At 67.8% G+C, this 19,373-nt stretch carries 17 protein-coding genes; 6 read left to right on the top strand and 11 right to left on the bottom strand.

Going from position 1 to position 19,373, the window contains the following annotated elements; genetic code table 11:
• Positions 1-67: 67 nt before the first annotated feature.
• The gene (locus tag AC5P6A_RS12965) at positions 68-2,245 is read right to left on the bottom strand and encodes a primosomal protein N' (protein ID WP_180877930.1); all 2,178 of its coding nucleotides are present in this window, start codon (positions 2,243-2,245) and stop codon (positions 68-70) included.
• Between the two features lie 412 nt (positions 2,246-2,657).
• Here AC5P6A_RS12965 and AC5P6A_RS12960 point away from each other — a divergent pair, with 412 nt between their 5' ends.
• The 4 genes from AC5P6A_RS12960 (at position 2,658) to sppA (ending at position 7,839) form a co-directional block, all read left to right on the top strand.
• Complete coding sequence (locus AC5P6A_RS12960; protein WP_346715130.1) at positions 2,658-3,662, top strand: hypothetical protein; 1,005 nt, start codon at positions 2,658-2,660, stop codon at positions 3,660-3,662.
• The gene (locus AC5P6A_RS12955) at positions 3,655-4,230 is read left to right on the top strand and encodes a DUF3106 domain-containing protein (protein ID WP_019660793.1); all 576 of its coding nucleotides are present in this window, start codon (positions 3,655-3,657) and stop codon (positions 4,228-4,230) included. Before AC5P6A_RS12960 ends, AC5P6A_RS12955 begins: the two co-directional genes overlap by 8 nt.
• A gap of 206 nt (positions 4,231-4,436) precedes the next feature.
• The gene (locus AC5P6A_RS12950; RefSeq protein ID WP_155030195.1) at positions 4,437-5,801 is read left to right on the top strand and encodes an MATE family efflux transporter; all 1,365 of its coding nucleotides are present in this window, start codon (positions 4,437-4,439) and stop codon (positions 5,799-5,801) included.
• 115 nt (positions 5,802-5,916) lie between these two features.
• Complete coding sequence (gene sppA / locus AC5P6A_RS12945) at positions 5,917-7,839, top strand: signal peptide peptidase SppA (RefSeq protein WP_495222322.1); 1,923 nt, start codon at positions 5,917-5,919, stop codon at positions 7,837-7,839.
• A gap of 112 nt (positions 7,840-7,951) precedes the next feature.
• Here sppA and AC5P6A_RS12940 read toward each other — a convergent pair whose 3' ends face one another.
• Entirely contained in the window at positions 7,952-8,164 is a 213-nt protein-coding gene (locus tag AC5P6A_RS12940) for a hypothetical protein (protein ID WP_058978748.1), read from the bottom strand.
• 111 nt (positions 8,165-8,275) lie between these two features.
• Here AC5P6A_RS12940 and AC5P6A_RS12935 point away from each other — a divergent pair, with 111 nt between their 5' ends.
• Entirely contained in the window at positions 8,276-9,052 is a 777-nt protein-coding gene (locus tag AC5P6A_RS12935; protein WP_346715129.1) for an SDR family oxidoreductase, read from the top strand.
• 94 nt (positions 9,053-9,146) lie between these two features.
• Here the strand turns inward: AC5P6A_RS12935 and AC5P6A_RS12930 are convergent, their stop codons facing one another.
• The 9 genes from AC5P6A_RS12930 to AC5P6A_RS12890 form a co-directional block, all read right to left on the bottom strand.
• Complete coding sequence (locus tag AC5P6A_RS12930; RefSeq protein WP_111097652.1) at positions 9,147-9,893, bottom strand: hypothetical protein; 747 nt, start codon at positions 9,891-9,893, stop codon at positions 9,147-9,149.
• Between the two features lie 35 nt (positions 9,894-9,928).
• Positions 9,929-10,606, bottom strand: coding sequence for a DUF4124 domain-containing protein (locus tag AC5P6A_RS12925; RefSeq protein WP_021203232.1), 678 nt, complete (start codon positions 10,604-10,606; stop codon positions 9,929-9,931).
• A gap of 43 nt (positions 10,607-10,649) precedes the next feature.
• Complete coding sequence (tsaC, locus tag AC5P6A_RS12920) at positions 10,650-11,240, bottom strand: L-threonylcarbamoyladenylate synthase type 1 TsaC (protein WP_346715128.1); 591 nt, start codon at positions 11,238-11,240, stop codon at positions 10,650-10,652.
• 97 nt (positions 11,241-11,337) lie between these two features.
• Positions 11,338-13,821 carry a DNA topoisomerase I gene (locus AC5P6A_RS12915; protein WP_021203233.1) on the bottom strand — a complete coding sequence of 828 codons (2,484 nt, stop codon included), beginning with the start codon at positions 13,819-13,821 and terminating at the stop codon, positions 11,338-11,340.
• A 192-nt stretch (positions 13,822-14,013) separates the two neighbouring features.
• Positions 14,014-14,946, bottom strand: a complete 933-nt coding sequence (locus AC5P6A_RS12910; RefSeq protein ID WP_021203234.1) for an RDD family protein — start codon at positions 14,944-14,946, stop codon at positions 14,014-14,016.
• Between the two features lie 49 nt (positions 14,947-14,995).
• Complete coding sequence (locus AC5P6A_RS12905; protein ID WP_021203235.1) at positions 14,996-15,748, bottom strand: pilin; 753 nt, start codon at positions 15,746-15,748, stop codon at positions 14,996-14,998.
• A 39-nt stretch (positions 15,749-15,787) separates the two neighbouring features.
• The gene (locus AC5P6A_RS12900) at positions 15,788-16,261 is read right to left on the bottom strand and encodes a DUF494 family protein (protein WP_005411195.1); all 474 of its coding nucleotides are present in this window, start codon (positions 16,259-16,261) and stop codon (positions 15,788-15,790) included.
• Positions 16,262-16,304: 43 nt separating this feature from the next.
• The gene (gene dprA, locus AC5P6A_RS12895; protein ID WP_346715127.1) at positions 16,305-17,432 is read right to left on the bottom strand and encodes a DNA-processing protein DprA; all 1,128 of its coding nucleotides are present in this window, start codon (positions 17,430-17,432) and stop codon (positions 16,305-16,307) included.
• Between the two features lie 167 nt (positions 17,433-17,599).
• Positions 17,600-18,733: a LysM peptidoglycan-binding domain-containing protein gene (locus AC5P6A_RS12890; protein WP_019660781.1), complete on the bottom strand. Its 1,134-nt coding sequence runs from the start codon at positions 18,731-18,733 to the stop codon at positions 17,600-17,602.
• A 126-nt stretch (positions 18,734-18,859) separates the two neighbouring features.
• Here AC5P6A_RS12890 and def point away from each other — a divergent pair, with 126 nt between their 5' ends.
• Positions 18,860-19,372 carry a peptide deformylase gene (gene def / locus AC5P6A_RS12885; RefSeq protein WP_111101735.1) on the top strand — a complete coding sequence of 171 codons (513 nt, stop codon included), beginning with the start codon at positions 18,860-18,862 and terminating at the stop codon, positions 19,370-19,372.
• Position 19,373 lies beyond the last annotated feature (1 nt).

The following is a 19,373-nucleotide window of genomic DNA, read 5'->3' as shown; positions in this document are numbered from 1 at the left end:
GAAACGCAGCCGAGCATGGCTCGGCTCTACGGTAGTGCCGAGCCATGCTCGGCAGTGCTCTACGGGATCAATACAGGTCCGTTGGATCCACATCCAGCGACCAGCGCACCTTGCGTGCTTCCGGCAGCGCGTACAGCTGTGGCACCAGCTGCGAAAGCACGCCATGCAGTGGCGGCCGCTGCATGGCAGACAGCAGCAGCTGCGTACGCTGGTAGCCAGCGCGGCGTGGCATCGGTGCTGGCATCGGCCCGTAGGCCTCGACCACGTCCTGCTCGCCCAGCAACTGTCGTGCGGCCATCAGGAACGCATTGGCATGCTCCACCTGCTGCGCTTCGGCGCGCATCAGCGCCAGGTGCGCGAATGGCGGGAATCCTGCGGCTTGCCGCTGGTTCAACTCCGCCTGTGCGAACGGGTGGTAACCACCGCTGACCAGGGTTTCCAGCAACGGATGCCCGGGGTGATGGGTCTGCAGCCAGACCTCGCCGGGGTCACGTGCGCGCCCGGCGCGACCGGCCACCTGGATCAGCTGTTGCGCGAGTTTCTCGCTGGCGCGGAAGTCAGCGGAGAACAGGCCTTCGTCGATGCCCACCACCACCACCAGGGTCAGCTTCGGCAGGTCGTGGCCCTTGGCCAGTATCTGCGTGCCGACCAGGATGCCGGGCTGGTCGCCCAGTCTCGCCAGCTGCTGTTCCAGTGCATCGCGACGTGACGTGGTGCCGCGGTCGATGCGCACCACAGGGAGGTCGGCGAAGGCCGCGGTGAGATGCTCTTCCAGGCGTTCGGTGCCGATGCCCTGCGGTTGCAGCGCCAGGCTGCCGCAGGCCGGGCATGCCAGCGGTGCCGGTTGTCGCGCGCCGCAGTGATGGCACTGCAGGCGGCGGCCGCCGCCATGCACGGTCATCGGTGCATCGCAGCGGTTGCACGGTGCGGTCCAGCCGCAGTCGTGGCACAGCAGTACCGGCGCGTAGCCACGCCGGTTCTTGAACACCAGCACCTGTTGGCCGCGCTGCAGGTGCTCGTCGATGCCGGCCAGCACATCAGCCGAGAGGCCATCGTGCAGCGGCCGCTTGCGCACATCGAGGATGCGCACACGCGGTGGCCGCGCATCACCGGCACGCTGCTTCAGGCGCAGGTGGGTGTAGCGCCCGGCGTAGGCGTTATGCAGCGTTTCCAGCGAAGGGGTGGCACTGCCGAGCAGTACCGGAATGCCGAGCGCCTTGGCCCGGACCAGAGCGAAAGCGCGCGCGTGATAGCGGATGCCGTCCTGCTGCTTGTAGCTGCCGTCGTGTTCCTCGTCGATGATCAGCAGCCCGGCCTGCGGCAATGGCGTGAACACCGCCGAGCGGGTGCCGACGATGACCCGTGCCTCGCCGCGCGAAGCCGCAGCCCAGACGCGCGCGCGCTCGTTGTCGTTCAACCCCGAATGCAATGCGTGCACGGCGATGCCAAGGCGGCCGCGGAAGCGTGCCAGGGTCTGCGGGGTCAGACCGATTTCCGGCACCAGCACCAGCGCCTGCCTGCCCTGCGCCAGGCAGTGGATGATGGCCTGCAGGTACACCTCGGTCTTGCCGCTGCCGGTCACGCCATCCAGCAGGAAGGGCTGGAAGCCTTCGGCGGCGTTGATGGCGGCCACCGCTTCGGCCTGGTCCGGGTTGAGGGTGGGGCCGGGCAGCGGCTGCGCATGCTGCGGTGCCACCGTCATCGCCACGCGCTCGGCCAGCGCACGCTTGGCCAGGCTGCGCGCGGCGGTGCGCCAGTCCTCCATGCGTTCGCCCAGTACATCCTCATCCACCACGGCCCCGGCCAGCAGTTCGGCCAACTGCCGCGGGCGGCTGCCGGCGCGCAGCTTCCCGCGCTGGGCATGGCCTTGGGGGGTCAACTGCCAGCCCCAGTGGTGGGTGTCGGGCAGGGCTTCGCCATGACGCAGCGGTCCTGGCAGGGCGGTGCTCAGTACCTCGCCCAGCGGTGCGTGGGTGTAACGCGCCAGCCATTGCAGGCTCTGCCACAGCTCCCCCTGCAGCAGCGGCTGCGGGTCGCACCAGGCCAACGCTTGGCGCAGTCCCTGGCCGTCGTCGGTCTGGCCGTGCCCCACCACCACCCCGACCAGCTCGCGGTTGCCGAACGGCACCTTCAGGCGGCAGCCGACCGCAACCGTGGGGCCATCGCCCTCCGGCGACAGGTAGTCGAACAGACGGGGCAGGGGGACGGGCAGGGCGACCTGCAGGGTCGGAATCGGTGAAAGCATCGGGCCAGTGTACCGGGCCATGCGCGCGCGAATGGCGGGGTGGGAAACGGCGGAGCGGCGCCCGTTGAATCATAAATGTCACCTAAATATCGGTGTCCATTGGAGATTCAGGCTTATCCACATGTTCTGTGGATAACGTTGTGCGTTACCGGTCGACGGGAACGCAGGAGGCCGATGGCGACGAGCTCACGCTTGGGTTGGTCAAAAAATAGCCACACTTAAAAACTATTCAAAATCAACAGTTTAAGTGTGAAACATTGCTGAAACAGAGTGAATTCAGCTGCTTGCCGCAGTTTCCCGCGCCGGGAGCGTGGTGCTGTGCACAACCTGCAGCACGAAGTATCCGTGGGCGCAAGTCCTACGGGCGTCGATTGCCTGCCGCTATCATTCCCCCAGACCTTTGGAGTGACCGATGACGGCTGTGCCCGCCCCTGTTTCCTCGACCGCGGCCGGCGCGCTGTCGGCGTTCCTGCGTGGCGTCGAGCGCCGCGCCCTGGTGGTGGCTGAGCTGCAGTGCGGCGATGCCGCGCGCGCCGAACAGACCCTGGTGGCAGTGATGCGCGCGTTCGCGGCCGTTGCCAGCGACCTGCCGATGGCGCAGTGGCCGACCCGCTTCTGGACCCTGCTGGGCCAGCGCCAGGCCCTGCGCGAGCCGGTGGGTGGCCAATGGGCGCCACCGTTGGCCGCGCTGGCTGCGATGTCGCCGCTGCCTCGCCTGGCGCTGCTGCTGCGGGTAGGCGGCAGCCTGGACGAGAGCATCGCCACGCGCGTGCTCGACCAGGACGAGGCCGGCTACCAGCACCTGCTGGCCGATGCCTGCCCGCGCGATGCCCAGGGCCAGCCCGATGCCGCGGCCTGGCGCCAGTTGGCCGAACAGGTACAGGCGCGTATCCGTGAACTGCCGGCCACGCGCCTGCAGCAGCTTCAGCAGCCGGCGGCACCCGCCGCCCACAATGAAGCGGCGACCTCCAGCTGGCGAGCACCGCAGCGGGACGAGCGCGCGGCCGCCCATGGCAAGCGCCGTCGTACGGGCGCCAAGCCGCGCTGGCGTGGTCCGCTGATCCTGCTGGTAACCGTGGCGGTGCTGCTGGCCGCTGCGCTGGGTTGGCGCTACCTGCAGGGACGTTCCTTCGGCAACGATGCGCCGCTGCCGGAAGGCGTCGTGGGCGAGGCCGGTCCGGTGACGGTGGAAGCCCTGCCACCGAGCAAGGTCGACGCCACGCCGGATGCAACGCATGCCCAAGCCAATGACGACGCAGCGATGCTGGCCGATCGCGACTACCCGCTGGTTGCCGATGCTGACCTGTACGCATGGACCGCCGCGGGCGGTCCGCTGCCGGTGGACGAATCGCAAGCCAAGCCGAGCCGACCGGAGCCGGCCAGTGCCACGCTGGAAACCGCCGCCGCCGATGAATAAGTCCGTGTTCGCCAGCCTGTTGCTGGCCTTGCCGCTGTCCCTGTCTGCGGCGCCGCAATCGTTGAACGTGCCATTGCCGCCGCCATCGCCGGCCACCCCGGCCGTGCCGCCGGCTTCGACCGCGGCACCGGCTGGCTTTGCCCAGCTCGATCCGCAGCAGCAGCGCCAGCGCCGTGCCGACTACGCCGCCTGGCGCGCGTTGCCGGAAGGAGAGCGCGAGCGCATCCGCCAGGCCGCTGCGCGATTCAATGCGCTGCCCGCGGACCAGCAGCAGCGTCTGCGACAGCAGTTCGGCGATCAGGACCAGGCGTTCCGCGACGGGTGGCGGCTGGGCCCGCAACTGGGCCTGGAATTCCCAAAGCTGCATGGCTTGTTCGGCTTCGTGCCTCCGGAGCAGCGCGAGACCGCGCTGGCCGTGCTGCGTCAGCTCAGCCCGGCGCAGCTGGCCCAGCTCGCCCTGGTCGCGCAGCGTACGCCGCCGCAGGAGCGCGACGCCGTGCGCAGCGCCTTCCTTGCGGTGCCGGCCGCCGAACGCGACAGCTGGCTCAAGCGCCAAGCGGGCCAGTAAAAAAGGGGACGGAGGGGATTAAGTCGCATTCGGCACTGACTGGCCAGATACGACTTAATCCCCTCCGTCCCCTTTTTGCTTGGGGCAGCCGGAACCCAGCATTCACCCCATGTCATGGGAATGCGCGCGCCGGGCGCGTAAGATGACCGGCCGCAACCCGGTGCCTGTGCCCTTCGCGCGCAACCGTAGTTCGCGTCAAGCACCTTATGTCTACTGCAACCTCCACGCCGCGCTTCAGCAAGGAAGTCGGCGCTACCGGTCTGCTCGCCCTGCCGCTTGTGCTGGGCCATGTGTCCACCGGTCTGATCTCCTTCGTCGACAACGTGATTGCCGGCCACCACGCCACCGCGACGCTGGCTGCGGTGACCATCGGTACCGCCCTGCTGTGGCTGCCGATGCTGATCCCGATCGGCACCCTGATCTCGCTCACCGCCTCGGTGTCGCAGCTGCACGGCGCTGGCCGCGAGCGCGAGATCGGCCCGCTGTTCCGACAGGCGCTGTGGCTGGCGTTGGGCCTGGGCCTGATCATGTTCACCTTCCTTACGGTGGTGCCGCCGCTGCTGCCCGCCTTCGGCATCGCACCGGACATCGTGCCGGGGGCGACTGCGTTCCTGCATGCGGTGCGCTGGGGCGGCCCGGCGCTGACCCTGTACTTCTGCATGCGCTACCTCAGCGAAGGCATGCACTGGACACTGCCCACCATGCTGCTTGGCTTCGGTGGCCTGCTGGTGCTGGCGCCGCTGGGCTATGTGCTGGCCAATGGCAAGCTCGGTTTCCCGGAACTGGGCGCCGAAGGCCTGGGGATCGCCTCGGCGGTGATGATGTGGCTGCAGGCAACCGCATTCGCCCTGTATCTGTGGCGGACCAGGCGCTTTGCCCATCTGCAGCTGTTCTCGCACTTCGAAGGGCCGCGCTGGAAGGCGATCTGGGACCTGCTGCGCACCGGCCTGCCGATCGGCATCACCGTGCTGATGGAAGGCGGCCTGTTCATCGTCACCGCGCTGCTGATCGGCCGCCTCGGTGCCAATGAAGCGGCTGCGCACCAGATCGCGATCAACGTCGCCCAGCTGTGCTTCATGATTCCGATGGGCGTGGCCGAGGCCACTACCGTGCGTGTCGGCCATGCGGTCGGCCGCGGCGATGGCTTCGGCGTGCGGCGCGCGGCCTGGGCCGGCTATGCGATCATCATGGGTACGCAGACATTGTCGGCGGCGGTACTGCTGTTCGGCCACGATGCCATCGTCGGTGTCTACACCAACGACCTGGCGGTGGCCGGCCTGGCCTCGACGCTGCTGCTGTACGCGGCCACCTTCCAGTTCCCGGATGGCATCCAGGTGCTGTCGGCCGGCGCGCTGCGCGGCCTGAAGGACACCCGTGTGCCGATGTTCATCGCCATGTTCGCGTACTGGGGCCTGGGCATGCCGCTGGGCGCCGGGCTCGGCCTGGGGCTGGGCATGGGCCCGCAGGGTATGTGGATCGGCCTGATCGTGGGCCTCACCGCCGCTGCCATCCTGATGGGCTGGCGCCTGCGGCGCAGCAGCCTGCGCATCGGCCAGTCGATGCTGTCCTGAACTTCCGCCCCGCCCCGGCCACCCGTGGCGGGCGATCCCCTGACTTGTGTCCGATGCCGCATCACGCGGCACCGGCTATGCTGGCACCACGGCAAGAAGCCATCCGGAGCGTTCCATGAATCACCCCGTGCCCCCGCTGCCCCCGGCGCGTCGCAACCCCGTCGCCAGTTTCTTCATCGGGCTGTGGGACGTCATGAACTTCACCCGCCGGTTGATCCTCAACCTGGTGTTCTTCGGCCTGCTGTTCCTGCTGCTGGTGATGTTCGTCATCGCCGCAGGCATGGGCGCCGGTGCCAGCAAGTCGCTGCAGGACCGCACCACCCTGGTGATCGCGCCGGAAGGCCGGCTGGTCGAGCAGTTCAGCGCCGATCCGGTCAGCCGCGCACTGGCCAAGGCGGTGGGCGACAACGGTGCCGAAGAGATCCAGCTGCGCGACCTGCTGCGGGTGATCGAGTCGGCCAAGGAAGACAAGAAGATCGAGCGCGTGGTGCTGGAGCTGGACAAGCTGCAGCCCTCGGGCTTCGCCTCGCTGCGTGAAGTGGCTGCGGCACTGCAGGACCTGCGTGCCTCCGGCAAGCAGCTGGTGGCCTACAGCGAGAGCATGGGCCAGTCGCAGTACCTGCTGGCCGCACAGGCCGACGAGGTCTACCTGGACCCGATGGGTTCAGTGGTGCTTGAGGGCCTGGGCCGCTACCGCCAGTACTTCCGCACCGGCCTGCAGGACAAGCTGGGCGTGGACGTGCACCTGTTCAAGGTGGGTGAGTACAAGTCCGCAGCCGAGCCGTACGTGCTCGACGCGGCGTCGCCGGCCTCCAAGGAAGCCGACCTGTTCTGGATGAACGACGTATGGCAGCGCTACCTGGGCGACATCGCCAAGGCCCGTCGCCTGGATCCGGCACAGCTGGCTGCCGGCATCGATACGCTGCCGGAAGGCATCGCTGCTGCTGGTGGTGATCTGGCCAAGTTCGCCCTGCAGCAGAAGCTGGTGACCGCGCTGAAGACCCGCGAGGAGTTCGAGGACCTGATGATCGAGCGCGGCGTGGCCGACGAAGATGCCGACGGTGGCTTCCGCAACGTCGACTTCGGCACCTACCTGGGCCAGCTTGATGCGCGCCGCAACCCGGTCGACAACCGTCCGCAGGTGGCAGTGGTGGTGGCGTCCGGCGAGATCAGCGGCGGTGACCTGCCGGCCGGCCGCATCGGTGGCGAATCGACGTCGGCGCTGCTGCGTGCCGCGCGCGACGACGACGATGTCAAGGCGGTCGTGCTGCGCGTGGATTCGCCGGGCGGAGAAGTGTTCGCTTCCGAGCAGATCCGCCGTGAAGTGGTCGCCCTGCAGGCCGCCGGCAAGCCGGTGGTGGTATCGATGGGCGACCTGGCCGCCTCCGGTGGCTACTGGATCAGCATGAACGCCGATCGCATCTACGCCGATCCGTCGACGATCACCGGTTCGATCGGCATCTTCGGCATGGTGCCGAACTTCAGCCGCGCGCTGGACAAGATCGGCGTGCACACCGATGGCGTCGGCACCACCCGCTTCGCCGGTGCGTTCGATGTCACCCGGCCGATGGATCCGGCCGTGGGCCAGGTCATCCAGTCGGTGATCAACAAGGGCTACGCCGACTTCACCGGTCGCGTCGCCGACGCCCGCAACAAGCCTGTCGAGGCCGTCGACGAAGTGGCCCGTGGCCGCGTGTGGAGCGGTGCGCAGGCCAAGGAACGTGGCCTGGTCGATGCCTTCGGTGGGCTGAAGGATGCCGTGGCCGACGCCGCCAGCCGTGCCAAGCTGGGCAAGGCCGACGCTTATCGCGTGCGCTACATCGAGAAGGCGGCCACGCCGTTCGCGCAGTTCGTCAGCGGTTTCGCCGGCAGCCGCGCTGGTGCCTGGATGCTGTCCGATTCGGGCATGGCGCGGATGCTGCTGGCGCGCACGATGCCGGAAGTGGATACGCAGCTGCGCTTTGTCGAGAACGCGGCCCGCGAAAAGGGCAATGGCGCACCGGTGAAGGCGCTGGCGTACTGCTTCTGCGGGTTCTGACCGGAGCACATCCACGCATGGCGTGGATCTACTGTAAACGCCCGGCTTCGGCCGGGCGTTCTCGTTGGTGGGGTCGGATCCCTTTGCCCGCAAAGGGTTCTGACCCCACAGGTCACTGCGTCGCGTCGGCCTCGGCCTTGCGCTCGCCCGCAGCGGCGTCATCGACGGATTTCTGCGCGCCCTTGGCGCGGTCCAGCGGCTCCTGCATCGCGCGCGCCATCGCCTTGGGCACCGGTGGCTTCTCCGGGTTCGGCGTTGGCGGGCGCTGGCAGGCGGACAGCAGCACGGTGGCCAGCAGGGACGTGGACAGGACCAGGATGCGCATGGCGGCACTCCGTGATGGGCGTGCGGGCAGTGTCGCATCCTCGGCAGGGGGCGGCCGTGAGCGCGTATCCTTGTTGCATCGAAACACAGCGGGCGCGGCCCCGGAGGACTCATGACCCAGCAACGGTGGCGGCTGGACGGCCAGACTGCCCTGATCACCGGCGCCAGTGCCGGCATCGGCCTGGCCATCGCCCATGAACTGGCCGGGTTCGGTGCCGACCTGATGATCGTCGGCCGCGATATCGACATGCTGGAGACCGCGCGCGACGAGTTGCTGGATGTGTATCCGCAGATGCAGGTGCATGCGCTGGCCGCCGATGTTTCCGACGACGAGGACCGCCGCCAGATCCTGGACTGGGTGGAGGACCACAGCGATGGCCTGCATATCCTGGTAAACAACGCCGGCGGCAACGTCACCAAGGCGGCCACCGAGTACTCCGAAGACGAGTGGCGCAAGATCTTCGAGACCAACCTGTTCTCGGCGTTCGAGCTGTCGCGCTACGCACATCCGCTGCTGGCACGCCACGCGTCGTCGTCCATCGTCAACGTCGGCAGCGTGTCCGGCCTGACCCATGTGCGCAGTGGCGTGGTCTACGGCATGACCAAGGCGGCGATGCACCAGATGACCCGCAACCTGGCCGTCGAGTGGGCCGAAGATGGCATCCGCGTCAACGCAGTGGCACCGTGGTACATCCGTACCCGGCGCACGTTCGGCCCGTTGTCGGACCCGGACTACTACGAAGAAGTCATCAATCGCACGCCGATGCGTCGTATCGGCGAGCCGGAGGAAGTGGCTGCGGCCGTGGGCTTCCTGTGCCTGCCGGCAGCCAGCTACGTTACCGGCGAGTGCATCGCGGTGGACGGCGGCTTCCTGCGCTACGGGTTCTGATCTTCGGAAGGGTAGTGCCGGCCGCTGGCCGGCAACCACAGGATATTCAGTTGATTGCAGTTGCCGGCCAGCGGCCGGCACTACCGGATGGCGGTCACCCCGGCACCGGGCAGTTGCTGGCCTCCAGCACACCCTGCAACCGCTCGCGGTCCTTGCGCGCGCTGTCGCGGTTCTCGGGCGCGGCGAAGCGCTCCCGGCCGCGGGCATCGCGGAAGCGCTGCTGCCAGGCACCGCAGCGCTGCGCTTCGGGAAGCGCTTCGCACTGATCGCGCACCACTTCACAGCTGGCGGCATTCACCGGCGTCACTCCGCCAAGGCCCTGTACTGTCATCAGCTCGCAGCGACCTGGCGCAGCCTCGTACTCGTACAGGTAGCCGCCGCCCTGGCTGTCGGTGCACTGGAAGATAGGAGGAAGCGGCGGCTTCGGTGAACCGTCACTTCCAGCAGCACGGGCCTCGGCATCGCGACGCAGCGTCGCGCTGTCAAGGATCTGGTCGTCTCCTTCGTGTTCGACCATGCCTGCTTCCATGATCGTGCGTCCTTCGTCCGCGCGTCGTGCCTTCGCTGGGGCCGCAGGCGCAACACCCGGGTTGGCCGGCAGCGGCGCGGGTGTTTCCACCGGGGTGGGGGCAGGTTCAGCGGCCACAGGGGCAGCGGCGGCCGGCTGCGCGTTGCCCTTGCCGGGTATGCGCAGCACCTGCTGCTTGCTGCCAGTGGGGCACGGCGTGCGCTGCAGGGTAGGGATGTCACTGCTGCTGGAGGTACAGCGGTAGATCACGCCCTCTTCGGCCAATGCGCTTCCAGGCAGCAGCACCAGGAGCAGCCAGATCACTCGGTTCATGCGTACAGCGTACAGGCTGCGGCGGCTTGCTGCGGTCAGCGTTCGCAATCGCGCGACAGGCGCGCATCGATGCCGCGCTGTTCGTTGCTGATGGCGGTGCGTTCACTCTGCAGCGCACTGTTGTACCGGCGATCCAGTTCCCAGCGGCGATCACGCAGTCGCGCACAGACTTCCTGCGGCGGCAACGCATGGCAGCTGTCGCGGACCAGCACGCTGCCGGCCGGAACCTGCACGCCCATGCCGATCGAGGGGGGACGATAACCCGCGCCTTCGCCGATCGGCGTGCCGGTGGCCGGGCGCGGTCCGGGGTAGGCCGGGCCGTGATGGGCGTGTGGCAGCCAGACACTGGTCCACAACGGCACCCAGCGCGGATTGCCTTCGTTGTTGTCGCTGGTATAGCGTCGGCCATCATCGCTCACGCATTCGTACATCGGCTGCGGCGGCTGGATGTAGACGTGGCGGACTTCGCGCTCGCGGATGACCGGGGTTTCGCCGGGCGGCGCAGGCGGGGCATCACTGCGCACCACCCGTGGAGCGGGATCGCGCGGGCGCTGCAGGTCGCGAACCTGCTGGCGGCCGCTGTTGCAGGGCGTGTCCTGCAGGGCCACGGCCCCGTTGCTGGAAACGCAGCGGTACACCCGCACGTCTTCGGCTGCGGACGCCGTCCACGGCAGCAGCAGGCACAGGCTGAAGGTGGCGCGCAGCAGGCTCATGGCGGCAGCGTGCGTGATTGTCCGCGGCAGTGCAATCGGCGGCTCAGGAGCGCAGCACGTTGCCGCTGAGCGCGTCGCGTATGGGGGTGGGTTGGGCCAGGCCACCGGTCTGTCCGTCAAGGATGCCGTCGAGCAGGCGCAGCAGGCGCGGATCCAGCTCTTCGCGGCTGCGCGCCGGTGGTTCGCCGGCCAGATTGGCGCTGGTGGAGACCAGCGGGCCGCCCCAGGCGCGGCAGAGTTCGGCCACCAGCGGGTGCGCGCTGATGCGCACCGCAATGCCGCTGTGTTCGCCGGTGACCCAGGGCTGCGCGCGCGGGCCAGCGGGCAGGATCCAGGTGTTGGCGCCGGGCCAGCTGGCCAGTACCGCGCGCTGGCGGGCGTCGGGCAGCGCCTGCAGGCGCACCCAGCCTTCCAGCTGCGCCAGCTCGGCCGCGACCAGGATCATGCCTTTCTCGATCGGTCGCTGCTTCAGCCGCAGCACCATGTGCACTGCCGCTTCCTGCGAGGGATCACAGCCCAGGCCCCAGACCGCTTCGGTCGGGTAGGCGATCACGCCGCCAGTGCGGAGCGTGGCGACAGCAGAGTCCAGGGTGAGTTCTTTCATGGCGGCGACCGGCCCGGCGTGGGCCTCCATTATCCCCCTGCTGCGTGCAGAAGGGGTGGTCGGCGCGGACGGTAGGTGCGGACCGTTGGTCCGCACACCTTGCCCCTCATCCACGCATGGCGTGGATCTACTTCTTCGCAGCGGCCTTCTTGACGGCTTTCTTCGCCGGGGCCTTCTTTGCGGCGGCCTTCTTCACCGCCTTCTTTGCCGGCGCCTTCTTGGCAGCAGCCTTCTTCGGCGCCGCTTCCTTCTTCACTGCCGCCTTCTTGGCCGGTGCCTTTTTCGCTGCCGCCTTCTTGGCGCCGAAGCCCTTGCGCACCGGCTTGCCGGTTTCTTCCATCAGCTGCTGCACTTCGGCCAGGGTCAGCGATGCCGGCTCGCGGTCCTTGGGGATCTTGCCGTTCATCTTGCCGTCGCTGATATACGGGCCGAAGCGGCCGTTCAGCACCTGGATGTCGCTGCCCTCGAATTCCTTGATGATCCGGTTGCGCGCGATCTCTTCCTTCTCTTCGATCAGGAACACGGCACGGGCCAGGTCGATGGTGTACGGGTCGTCTTCCTTCTTCAGCGAGGCGTAGGTGCTGCCACGCTTGGCGAACGGCCCGAAGCGGCCAATCCCGACGCTGACCGGCTCGCCCTTGTCCTCACCCAGCGCGCGCGGCATCAGGAACAGCTCCAGCGCGTCTTCCAGGGAGATGGTGTGCATCGACTGGCCAGGGCGCAGCGAGGCGAACTTCGGCTTCTCCTCGGCGTCCTCGGCGGTGCTGCCGATGGCGGCATACGGCCCGAAGCGGCCCAGACGCACGCTGACCGGCTTGCCTGTCTTCGGATCGGTGCCAAGCTCGCGCGCGCCACTGGCCTCGGCGCGGTCGACCGATTCCTTCTTGTCTTCCACCAGTTCCTTGAACGGCTCCCAGAAGCGAGCCATCAGCGGAATCCACTCTTCTTCGCCACGCGAAACGGCATCAAGCTCGTCTTCGAGCTTGGCCGTGAAGTCGTAGTCCACGTACTGGGTGAAGTGGCTGGACAGGAACTTGGACACCGCGCGGCCGACGTCGGACGGGCGGAAGCTGCGGCCTTCCATTTCCACGTACTTGCGGAACAGCAGGGTCTGGATGATCGAGGCGTAGGTCGAGGGACGACCGATGCCGTACTCTTCCAGCGCCTTCACCAGCGCCGCTTCGGTGTAGCGCGGCGGCGGCTGGGTGAAATGCTGTTCGGCCTGGATGCGTTCCAGCGGCACGCGGTCGCCCGGCTTCATCGCCGGCAGCTTGCGGCCTTCGTCCTCGTCCTCGGCGCTCTTGCTGTCCTTGCCTTCCTCGTACACGGCCAGGAAGCCGGGCACCACCACCGTGGTGCCGCTGGCACGGAACACGTGCTCGCTGCCGGCCGACAGGTCGACGCTGACGGTATTGAGCGTGGCCGGGATCATCTGGCAGGCGACGGCGCGCTTCCAGATCAGTTCGTACAGGCGGCGCTCGTCGTCGGTGAGGAAGCGTGCGACCTGGGCCGGGGTGCGCAGGGCCGAGGTCGGGCGCACCGCTTCGTGCGCTTCCTGGGCGTTCTTCGACTTGGTCTGGTAGGTGTTGGGCTGGTCCGGCAGCGAGGCGATGCCGTAGTCGCGGGCGATCACGTCGCGGATTTCCGCCAGCGCGTCCTGCGACAGGTTCACCGAGTCGGTACGCATGTACGAAATCAGGCCGACGGTGCCTTCGTCGCCGATGGCCACGCCCTCATACAGCTTCTGCGCAACCTGCATGGTCTTGCGGGTAGTGAAGCCGAGCTTGCGCGAGGCTTCCTGCTGCAGGGTCGAGGTGGTGAACGGTGGCGCGGGACGGCGCTTGCGCTCCTTGCTGGCCACGTCGGTGACATGCAACGAGCCCTGCGCGGCCTGCTGGATACGCAGGCGGGCGGCTTCGGCGGTGTCACCGTCGGTGATGGTGAACTGCTCGAACTTCTGCCCGTCCAGCTTGACCAGCTTGGCGTTGAAGTGCTGCGACGGGTGCGCGCATTCGGCCGCGATCGACCAGTATTCGCGGGCGACGAAGGCTTCGATCTCTTCCTCGCGCTCGACGATCATGCGCAGCGCCGGGCTCTGCACGCGGCCTGCGGACAGGCCGCGCTGGACCTTGCGCCACAGCACCGGCGACAGGTTGAAGCCGACCAGGTAGTCCAGCGCGCGGCGCGCCTGCTGGGCATCGACCAGGTCGCTGGCGATCGCGCGCGGCTGGCTGATCGCTTCCTTGATGGCGCGCGGGGTGATCTCGGTGAACACCACGCGCTGCATCGGCTTGTCCTTGACCAGCCCGCGTTCCTTCAGGATCTCGGCGATGTGCCAGCTGATCGCTTCACCTTCGCGATCCGGGTCGGTTGCCAGCAGGATGTCGTCGGCACCCTTGGCGGCCTTGGCGATCGCATCGACATGCTTTTCGTTCTTGTCGATCACGTCGTAGTGCATGGCGAACCCGTTGTCCGGGTCGACCGCGCCTTCCTTCGGGATCAGGTCACGCACATGCCCATACGAGGCCAGGACGGTGTAGTCCTTGCCGAGGTATTTGTTGATCGTCTTGGCCTTGGCTGGCGATTCGACGATGAGCAGGTGCTTGGGCATGTCGGGAGAGGTCTGTGGGCGGACCGGGAGAAGGGGCCGCTAGGGTGGAGCAAACGGCCGCATTAGTGAAGCGGCCACGGGCAAATCCATAAACTGAACGCCCGGTAATGTGCCGGGCGTTCAGGTTTCACCTTATTAGAGGAATCACGCCCGGCCGGCCCGTGTCAAGCAGCCAGGCGTGAGGATGGCCGTTCACGAGGCCATCTTGGCGATGAAGCCTACCGCGAACACCAGCAGGGCCAGGCCGACCAGAGACAGCAGGCCGGTCAGCACGAGCACCAGTACGGTTACCGTGCCCAGCTCCCGGCGCTGCAGCTGCGGCTGGTCGGTGTAGGCCCAGCGGTCGACCACGAGGGTGTCGCAGACCATGTCGTGCAGGCCCTGCTTGCGTTCGGTGAAGGCGGCCATCAGGAAACCGATGCCGAGCGTGAAGCTGCTCAGCAGCATGGCCCAGTAGCGACCAAATGCGCGGGCCTTGGTCAGGCGTTCGCCGTTGCCGCGCACCACCTTGATACCGACTGCCATCTTGCCCAGCGTGGCGCCGCCCTGCGAGGCATGGAACCAGGTGTAGTAGGCCATGCCGATGCCGAGGTTGATCAGGGCACTGGCCAGCTGGGCAACGATCTCGATGGCCGATTCGCCGCTGCCCACCGCGCCCATGCTGGCGCCGAGTATCGCACCAAGAATGGCACCGATGATGCTGCCGGGGACGACCAGCACGAAGTAATCGATCATGTAGGCCGCCACACGCTTCCAGAAGCCTGCGTAGACCACTTCACCGCCAACCACCGGCTGCGCGTGGCCACCGCTGCTGGTGGCCGCTGGAGCGCTGTAAGGCGAGCTGCTGAGCGCGCCGGTGCCGGGCAGCGGTGCGGTGCCGCTGTCAATGGCGGCGTAGTCGCTGCGCAGGTCGAACCCGCCGCTGCTGCTGGCAGCGCTGGCATCGGCCAGCGTCTGCAGGCCGAGCTCGTCGACCATCTGCCGCAGCGCAGCCCACTGGGCCATGCCCTCCCGCCAGACCAGGGTGTCCAGGTTGAGCTGGCCGCGCTGGAAGCGCTGGCGGATCTCCTGGACCGGCAGCGGGCCCTGGCGTTGCTGTCCTTCGGCGTAGTACCACTCAGTCATTGCATGTTCCCTGTTTGAATCATCCTTGGAGGTGCTGCGTGCGCGCGGTTCAGCCGCGGCACGACGGCGGCAGGTACTTGTCGTTGCTCTCGCCGCTGCATTCCCAGCGGCCGCTGTCGCGATCGTATTCCAGCCACAGCAGATCGCCATCGAGGCTCTTGCCGGGCAGCGCCAGGGTGGCTTCGATGCCGCAGTGGCCGTTGTTGAAGCGACCGATGTTCACCGCTGACAGCCCTGCATGGGCGAAATCACCCGGGGCCGGGAAGCCGGCGTCGTTGCCACCCGGGCAGCGGCCTTCGTCATCGGCGAAATGCTGCACCTGGTCCTTCAGCGGCTGCAGTGCGGTCACTGCGCCGGCGACCTTGGCGCGAAGGGTGTAGTCGTTGTAGGCGGGCAGCGCGATGGCGGCCAGGATGGCCACGATCGGTACCAGCACCAGCAGCAGGCCGCCGCCGATGATGGCGGTCAGGGCGCAGCCGGACAGCTTCTTCTTCGGCGTCGGCAGGGCGCTGGCCGCTGCGCTGGTGGCGTAGGGCGTGGACGGTGGCAGCACCGGTGGCTGCGGCGGAGGCGGTGCTGCCGGCTCCGGTTCGGGTTCCACGGGCGGTGCAGCGGCGTCCAGCGCCGGCACGATCAGGCCGAGCTCGTCGACCACGGTGCGCAACGGCTGCCATTGCGGCAGGCCGTCGCGCCAGACCAGGGTGTCCAGGGAGATCTGGTTGTTGCGGAACAACTCGACCAACTGTTCCGCCGGCAGCGGGCCTTGCTGCCGGTTGCCTTCTGCATGGAACCACTCGCTCACGGGGACGCTCCTGAATGCGCTATGCCCCCAAGTGTACGGTCAGTGCAGGGGTTCTGGCTCGTCCATGAACATCTGCGTCTCCATCCAGGCATACGCCGCCTCGGAGCCGGGCTGGTTGAACAGCACCATCAGCACGACCCACTTCAGGTCGTCCAGGTCCAGTTCGTCCTGGTCCAGGGCCATTGCCCGGTCCAGCACCAGCTCGCGCTGGTCGGCATCGAGGATGCCGTGCTGTTCCAGGTACAGCAGGAACCCGCGGCATTCCACGTCCAGCTTGTCCAGCTCGGGGCCGTGGTACACGCGCACGGGGCCATCGACCCGAGCCTGGGCCACGCTCGGCCGCTGCGCGGCCAGGGCATCGAGCCAGTCGAACGCCTTGTTGATCTCGGTTGGGCTGAAACCGGCCTGGATCAGGCCGTTCTGAAGCGAATCGCGGTCACGGATCAGGTCCGCATCTTCGCTGAAATAGTGTTCAAACAGGTACAGCAGTACATCCAGGATGCTCTCTTTCATTGCCCCTCGGCCTGCGTCGCGCGACGCTGTGGAGGTGAAGAAACTAGGGAGTTCGACAGTAGCGGCCGTGTACGCACACCACGATTCCCGCCAGTTCCATGGCCAGCAGCATGGAGGACACCTGGGGCGCCGTCAATCCACAGCGTGTGATCAGTGAATCCATACTGCTTGGGTTGTGCTCCAGCGCCCGCCACAAGCACTGGTAGTCAGGGTCGTGGGCCCAGTGCGCCGGCAGGCGTGCAGGCGGTGCCTGTTCAGTGGGGGTGGCCAGCCGTGATTGCAAGCCCGGCAGCTGCTGGCGGAGGGCGGGGGCCAGCAGTTCGAGGACCTCCTCCGGGCGCTCGACCAGTGCGGCACCCTCGCGGATCAGCCTGTGGCAGCCCGCAGCGCGCGGATTGAGCACCGAGCCGGGCAGGGCGCAGACCTCGCGGCCGGCCTCGGCGGCCAGGCGTGCGGTGATCAGGGCACCCGAGCGTTGGGCGGCCTCGACCACCACCGTGGCCAGGGCCAGCCCGGCTACCAGCCGGTTGCGGGCAGGAAAGTGGCCGGGGCGTGCGGGCGTGCCGGGCAGGTACTCGCTGAGCACCACGCCTTCGGCGGCGATGCGCGCCTGCAGCCGGGCGTGGCTGTCCGGATAGGCGCGGTCCGGTCCGGTGCCGATCACCGCCACGGTGCAGCCCCCCGCGTCCAGCGTGGCCTGGTGGGCGGCGGCATCGATGCCCGCCGCCAGGCCGCTGGTCACCGCCAGCCCGGCGTCGACGAAGCAGCCGGCAAACCGGGCTGCCAGCGCGCGTCCGCCCGGCGTTGGCGAGCGGCTGCCGACCAGCGCAACCGATGGGCGCCAGGCCCGGCTGGGGTCGCCGGCGATGAACAGCGCAAGGGGGGGGTTGGGGACATCCAGCAGGGGCGGGGGGAAGGTCGGATCGGTGAAGGCCAGCAGGTGCTGGTTGTCGTCTTCCAGCCAGCGCCGTGCCACGGCCAAGGCCCGGGCGTCGGGGCGGTCCAGTGCGGCGCACTGCTCTGGCGTGCAACCGTGCGCGCGCCAGTTCGCGGCACCCTGCGCGATCGCGATTTCCGCCCTGCCTGCGGCCTGCAGCAGGGCCCGCCGTGGTGCCAGCGCGCCGCCTGCCATCAACAGGCGCAGCAGCGCCTCGTCAGCTTGGTTGGTCATCCCCCCACTATCGAGCGCATGCAACAAAGGCGCCCTAGGGCGCCTTCGCATGTGGCTGTCAGACTTTGCCGGAGACCGCCCCTGTAGAGTCGACTCTCAGTCGACTACCGCGCGCAGCGCGGGCGCTTTTGGGGGGGCGGTGAAGAGCAGTCGACTAACAGTCGACTCTACCGCGCATCCGGGTGCAGTGCGTTGTATCCCACGCGCACCGGCTTCACGCCCTGCATCACCAGTGCGTAGCTGACGTTGTCGAAGGTACGGAACACCATGGCGTGTGCGGCGTATTCGTCCGGCAGCGAGACGCGGCCGGCGCCGGTGCTGAGCGAATCATCCATGCGCGAGGAGTTCGGGTACTTCATGCGGTGTGCCACGTGGCGGCCCGGGCGCCACAGCGAGAACACGGTGCCGTTGTCCACGCCCTGCGCGCGGCCTGCGGAGATCGCGATCACGTCGCGCGGCCCACCAGCGGTGAACATGTCGGCAACGGCCAGCACGCGCACGTCGACGCCCTCGACACCGGCGGCCGGGACATGGGGGATGAACTGCAGGTCGTAGGGCCTGGCCTCGACCGGGACCAGGCGGTCGCCCGCACGTACCTCGCGGCCGCCCTCGTTCTTGTCCAGCACCAGGGTGGACGCCTCGACCTTGCCGCCGGCGACGTGGGTGATGGTGCCGGTGGCGACCTGGGCCAGCTCATAGCCAAGCACGCCGCGGCGGTGGTTGGGGGCGTTGTAGGCCCGCCACAGGTTGCCGCTACCCGGGGTGACGTCGCCGTTGGCGGTCAGGTCCTCGGTGGGCTTGGGCTGGGCGTAGCGCACGGTCGGGCGGACCACGGCCCAGCGCTGGCCCAGCTGGGCGTCGGCCAGGCGCACGTACACCGCGCTGCCGCTGGTGACGCGCAGGCGCTCTTCTTCCAGGCCGGCCACGTAGGGCAGCTGGTCGATGCTGTCGACCACGCTCAGCTGCTTCAGGAACGGCTCGACCTGGGCCAGCGGAATGGCATCGATAGGGGCTTCCTGGCGCGGGCCGGGCTTGGCAGCGACGGTCACCCGGTCCAGGTAGGCCAGGCTGAGCACGTCACCGGGATAGATCAGGTGCGGATTGGCGATCTGTGGATTGGCCTGCCAGATCTCCGGCCACAGCCAGGGCTTCTGCAGGAAACGTGCGGCGATATCCCACAACGTATCCCCTTTTCGGACCACATAGGTGTCCGGGTGCCCGCCATTCACTTCCACGGCGGTAGCATAGGCAGCCACGGTCAGCATCGCCGCGGCGACGACCGTACGAAAACGAAGCAACATAGGTGTGAAGCCCTGATTCCCCAACAGGTCCGCGCACTATAGTCCAGAAACCGGGGCGCAAGGCAAGCGTTGGAGCTAGAATCTGCGACGTATGCCGGCGTGCCGGCCCATTACCCGGAAACAGCCATGGCCCTTCTCCCCATTCTCGAGTTCCCCGATCCGCGCCTGCGTACCAAGGCCGCGTTGATCGACGCTGCTGAAGTCACCACGCCGGCCTTCCAGGAACTGATCGACAACATGTTCCAGACCATGTACGACGCCCCGGGCATCGGCCTGGCCGCCACCCAGGTGGACGTGCACAAGCGCTTCATGGTCATCGACGTCAGCGAAGAAAAGAATGAACCGCAGGTGTTCATCAACCCGGAGATCGTCGCCAAGGACGGGGGCCGGGTGTACCAGGAAGGCTGCCTGTCGGTTCCGGGCATCTTCGCTGACGTCACCCGTGCCGATACCATCACCGTGAAATACCTGGACCGCAACGGCCAGGAACAGCAGATGGAAGCCGGCGAAGTGCTGGCCACCTGCATCCAGCATGAGATGGATCACCTGGACGGCAAGCTGTTCATCGACTATCTGTCGCCGCTCAAGCGCGAGATGGTGCGCAAGAAGCTGGCCAAGCAGCGCAAGCACGTGGCGTGAT

It is taken from the genome of Stenotrophomonas sp. YJH_SMC_20, assembly GCF_059367845.1.
Note: the sequence above shows the minus strand (reverse complement) of the source record. Positions and strands in the feature narration are given on the sequence as shown.